Genomic DNA, 5,227 nt, shown 5'->3' with positions numbered 1-5,227 from the left:
TTAAATTAACCACTAAGTCACGAAGAACACGAAGGTAAGAGGTTTTTTAGGGTTTTTCTCTGTTGTTGAACTTTATTATTTGGTGATAGTTCTTCCTCATCGGTTTCATGATAACATTTTTAAAATTAATTGTCAAGCCCTAATTCTTCTTTTTTCGCGCGACTTGCTGGGGAAATTAAATGTTATTTTTGTAATTATTGACAGGTCGGGTATCTTGTTGTTTGGAAAAAAAACTATGACATCATCAACACCAGAAAGTTTATCTAAATTCGTCCAATTTTGCAACCAATATATTACCGGACAGGAACGTAAGGAAGCACAAACTTTTCTTGACCGATTTTTTCGCGCTTTTGGTCATGAGGGTGCTTTGGAAGCAGGTGCGAAATATGAGGAAGCTATTAAAAAAGGTAGTAAAACTGGAAAAACCGGTTTTGCTGATTTGGTTTGGAAACCTCGCGTTTTAATTGAAATGAAAAAACGCGGAGAAGACTTAAATAAACATTATTCCCAAGCTTTTGATTATTGGACTAGGTTAGTTCCTAACCGTCCTAAATATGTGATTTTATGTAATTTTGATCAATTCTGGATTTTTGATTTTGATATTCAGATAGATACACCTGTAGATAAAATCTCTCTTGAGGAACTACCAACACGGTCGGGAGCGTTAGCTTTTATGGAATTAGGTCAAAAAACTCCTATATTCCAAAACAACCAGGTGGAGGTGACGGAAAGGGCTGCTCGTCGTATGGGAGAGTTATTATTAGAGTTGGAAGCTAGGGGTATTGAAAAGTTAACAGCACAGCGGTTTGTTTTACAATGTGTGTTAGCTATGTTTGCGGAAGATAGACAATTGTTACCCCGTGATTTGTTTGTTTCTTGTGTTCAAGATTGTATGAATGGGTCAAGTTCTTATGATCTTTTGGGTGGTTTGTTTCGGGAAATGAATCAACTGGGGAAAACTCCTGCGGGACGTTATCAAGGTGTAGATTATTTTAATGGGGGTTTATTTTCTCGCATTGACCCCCTTGAGTTAACTAGGGAAGAATTAAATTTTTTAGATGTTTCTGCGCGGGAAAATTGGAGTCAGGTCCGTCCGGCGATTTTTGGGAATTTATTTGAGGGAACGGTAGATAAGAAAGAACGTCACGCGAAGGGAATTCATTATACTTCTGAGGGAGATATTATGAAAATTGTCCGTCCCACAATTAGTCGTTATTGGGAGGATAAAATTGAGGAAGCAAATACAGTTAAAGAACTGGGAAAATTGCAGATAGAATTACAAGGTTATCGGGTTTTGGACCCTGCTTGTGGTTCGGGAAATTTTCTTTATATAGCATATCAGCAATTGAAAAGAGTGGAAAGAATGCTTTTAGAAAAAATCCAGTCTTTGAATAGGTCTAAAAGTCAACAAATGGAAATGGGTTTGGTAACACCTTTACAGTTTTATGGTATGGATACAAATCCTTTTGCTGTGGAATTAGCGCGGGTAACTTTGATGATAGCGCGGAAAATTGCGATTGATGATTTATGTTTGACTGAACCTGCTTTACCTTTGGATACTTTGGATGATAATATTGTTTGTCAAGATGCTTTGTTTGGTGAATGGGTCAAGGCTGATGCTATTATTGGAAATCCACCGTTTTTGGGTGGTAAACATATTAGAATGAATTTGAATGATGAATATGTAGATAGAATTTTTCAACGTTTTCCGAAAGTTAAAGATGTAGATTTTTGTGTTTATTGGTTTCGGTTGGCTCATGATAAAATTGATGAGAAGGGTAGAGTTGGTTTGGTTGGTACTAATTCTATAAGTCAAGGTAAAAGTAGAATTGCGGCTTTAGATTATATTACTCAAAATGGTGGTTATATTCATGAGGCTGTTTCTACACAACCTTGGTCTGGTGCTGCGAAGGTTCATGTGAGTATTATTAATTGGTGTAAGGATAAACAGCGAAAATATTATTTAGATGATCTTGTAGTTTCACAAATCAATTCTTCTCTAAAATCTAGTGTTGATGTTTCTCAAGCTGTGCGGTTAAAAGCAAATATCAATAAATGCTTTCAGGGTGTAATTCCTGTGGGAAAAGGATTTTTTCTAACTGAACAACAGGTTACAGATTGGATAAAAACAGATGTAAAAAATCAAGATGTTCTTAAACAATCTATTTCAGCACAAGATTTAACAGATAATCCTCATGGTACACCAAAAAGATGGATTATTGATTTTAATGATATGAGTCTTGAGGATGCTAGTGATTATCAATTACCTTTTGAACACATTAAAACCTATGTTAAATATGAACGTGATAGTAATCGAGATGAAAAGGCTAAAAATTATTGGTGGAAATTCCTACGTCCTCGTCCAGAGATGAGAAAAGCTATAGAATTTTTACCATTTTATTTTGCAGTTCCTTGTCATTCTAAATGGTTTATTTTTTCACGAGTTAATAAAGATTGGCTACCTAATAACTCTATTACTGTTCTCGCATTAGATGATTTTTATATCCTTGGTATTCTCACATCTAACGTACATCGTGTTTGGGTAAAAGCGCAAAGTTCGACTTTAAAAGGTGACACTCGTTATACTCACAACACTTGTTTTGAAACTTTCCCATTTCCGCAAACAGTAGATATAAAAATAGTCCAACAAATTCGCACTAAAACAGAAGAACTAAATGAACATCGTAGTCAACAAATGGAAACCAAACAATGGGGAATCACTACATTATATAATAAATTTTTCACCGAACCGAGCAGTCAACTTTATAAACTACATCAACAATTGGATAAACTGGTAATGTCAGCTTATCAATTCAACCCAGAAGATGATATTTTAGAAAAACTGCTGCTATTAAATTTAGAATTAGCTGAAAAAGAAAAACAGGGAATTAAAATTATTGGACCAGAAATAGCAAATTAGTATGTAGGGTGCGTTATAACCGTTAAAAGATGATGAAATCAACCATTAAATAAAATCCGCGACGTAACACACCCTACTATTTCAGGACTTACTCTTTGCGCCTCTGCGTCTCTGCGTGAGATAAAACTCTTCAATTCCGACCAAAAGCAGATCAGATCAAGTTAACTGCACAAATTACCACCAAAAACAGGTAAAAATAAAGAAAAGGATCTTTGTATAACCAATACAGTTTTTCATGGAAATCAACTTTAACGTTCCCTTATTGGCTACAGCCACAGAAACAGCAGATAGTTCCATGGTATTAGCGGCCGTACTATTGAGTTTAGTCGTAATTTACTTTGCCAGCAAGATGGGGGGGGAATTATCCAACAAAATCGGTTTACCGGCGGTTTTAGGTGAACTTGTCGGGGGTGTGGTTATCGGTGTCTCTGTACTCCATTTGTTGATATTCCCTGAAGGTGGTACAGACGCTGGTAATTCTTTGATTATGTCCTTTTTGCAAATCACCGCTGGGTTAAGCCCAGAAGCGACACCACAGGTATTTGCAGCCCAGTCTGAGGTGATTTCGGTTTTATCAGAATTGGGTGTGATTATCCTCTTGTTTGAAATTGGCTTAGAGTCTAATCTCAAAGACCTTATGGCCGTGGGTATTCAGGCCTTTGTTGTGGCTACCGTGGGGGTGATAGTTCCTTTTGCTGCGGGAACTGTGGGGTTAATGACAATATTTGGTGTTAGTGCTATACCTGCTATTTTCGCTGGTGCGGCTTTAACTGCAACTAGTATTGGAATTACGTCTAAGGTGCTTTCGGAAATAGGTCGCTTAAATTCTAAGGAGGGACAGATTATCCTGGGTGCTGCGGTTATTGATGATGTTTTGGGAATTATCGTGCTGGCTGTGGTTGCTAGTTTAGCTAAAGATGGGGCGGTTGATGTCGGTAATGTGGTTTATTTAATTATTAGCGCCAGTGCTTTTTTGATTGGGGCGGTGGTTTTTGGTAATGTATTTAATAAATCCTTTGTGGCGATCGCTGATAAACTTAAAACTAGAGGGGAATTAGTCATCCCGGCCTTCATTTTTGCCATTATTATGTCTTACCTAGCCTCTGTCATCCATTTAGAGGCAATTCTGGGAGCTTTTGCTGCTGGGTTAGTTCTCGAAGAAACGGACAAACGCAAGGAATTACAAAAGCAAGTTATCCCCATTGCGGATATGCTAGTTCCAGTTTTCTTTGTGACTGTGGGAGCAAAAACTGATTTAGGAGTCTTAAACCCAGCCATTCCCACAAATCAAGAAGCCTTAATCATGGCAACTTTCCTGATTACCGTCGCCATTATTGGTAAAGTGGTGACAGGACTAACAGTATTTGGTCAACCGGGAATTAATCGCTTGGCCATTGGTGTGGGAATGATTCCCAGGGGTGAGGTAGGTTTAGTATTTGCTGGTGTAGGTGCTGCTAGTGGTGTCCTTTCTAAACCACTAGGGGCGGCAATTATTATGATGGTGATTATTACCACATTTATCGCTCCTCCCCTGTTAAGAATCGTATTTCCCGAATCAAACACTACAGCCAATTTAGACAGTAAATCTGAAGAATTATTATAGCAGGAATGAAGGCAAATTCCTATATTTAAAAAGCAAGTATTTAGGGGGTTGAATCAACAAAAGTCTCAAATCCCCAACTTGTTCCTTAATCATGTCAATAACTGGTGAATTAATGCTATGATCGAGCTATTTAGTTTTTCTATATCTGTTGTGCCTTGTAAGTTGACTAAGTAAGGAGGTGACAGGAAACTTATCTCATGAGAAATCCGTCTCTTTGGGTATTGTTATCATCTGACTTAGAAAATAAATAGAAGGGTTAATTGAATTTCCTTTGGCCTTGACAAATTTTTTTTGTTTCGTATTATTTAGTAGACTTGATCATCTTTTATGGTTCTATTTTTTCTTGGTTTAAGTGTTATAAATTGTAGATTTTTTAGTAAGGAGAATAACCTGCTTTCTTTAGGTCAGCAGTTGACAGTGGTGGGTATTTTTGGTATTTCTTATTGACATTGACCACTAGAACAGGTAGATCATACAAACAAAACCCGGAAATTTTCCTTAGTCCAGGGTATGACTAAACTTTGTTTAAGTATTAACTCCGTTTGTGTAGTAGGGATTTTTGATAAACTTCTTACTCTCAGGTGTAGGAAAATAATGGAAATAGTGTCATAAATTATCAAATTTCTGGGATATTTAAAGATATTAATTTGATATAGGAATAATATTTGATTTTTGATAGCTTGCGTGGCGTAGCCATACAAGAA

3 protein-coding genes are annotated in these 5,227 nt (G+C 36.8%); 2 read left to right on the top strand and 1 reads right to left on the bottom strand.

What is annotated here, in order from left to right; genetic code table 11:
• The first annotated feature begins 235 nt into the window (after window positions 1-235).
• Both ACIR310F_RS0108710 and ACIR310F_RS0108705 read left to right on the top strand, forming a co-directional pair.
• Window positions 236-2,920: a DNA methyltransferase gene (locus tag ACIR310F_RS0108710; RefSeq protein WP_028083505.1), complete on the top strand. Its 2,685-nt coding sequence runs from the start codon at window positions 236-238 to the stop codon at window positions 2,918-2,920.
• 223 nt (window positions 2,921-3,143) lie between these two features.
• Window positions 3,144-4,523: a cation:proton antiporter gene (locus ACIR310F_RS0108705; RefSeq protein ID WP_028083504.1), complete on the top strand. Its 1,380-nt coding sequence runs from the start codon at window positions 3,144-3,146 to the stop codon at window positions 4,521-4,523.
• A 470-nt stretch (window positions 4,524-4,993) separates the two neighbouring features.
• Here ACIR310F_RS0108705 and ACIR310F_RS26715 read toward each other — a convergent pair.
• The coding region (locus tag ACIR310F_RS26715; RefSeq protein WP_231387442.1) for a hypothetical protein at window positions 4,994-5,227 on the bottom strand (234 nt) is incomplete at its 5' end.

Origin of the sequence: Dolichospermum circinale AWQC310F (genome assembly GCF_000426925.1) — a bacterium.
In the GTDB taxonomy this organism is placed as follows: Bacteria; Cyanobacteriota; Cyanobacteriia; order Cyanobacteriales; family Nostocaceae; genus Dolichospermum; species Dolichospermum circinale.
Note: the sequence above shows the minus strand (reverse complement) of the source record. Positions and strands in the feature narration are given on the sequence as shown.

Excerpts from the sequence above, each read along its gene's own strand:
- ACIR310F_RS0108710 (WP_028083505.1), top strand. The coding sequence starts at position 236 with ATGACATCATCAACACCAGAAAGTTTATCTAAATTCGTCCAATTTTGC.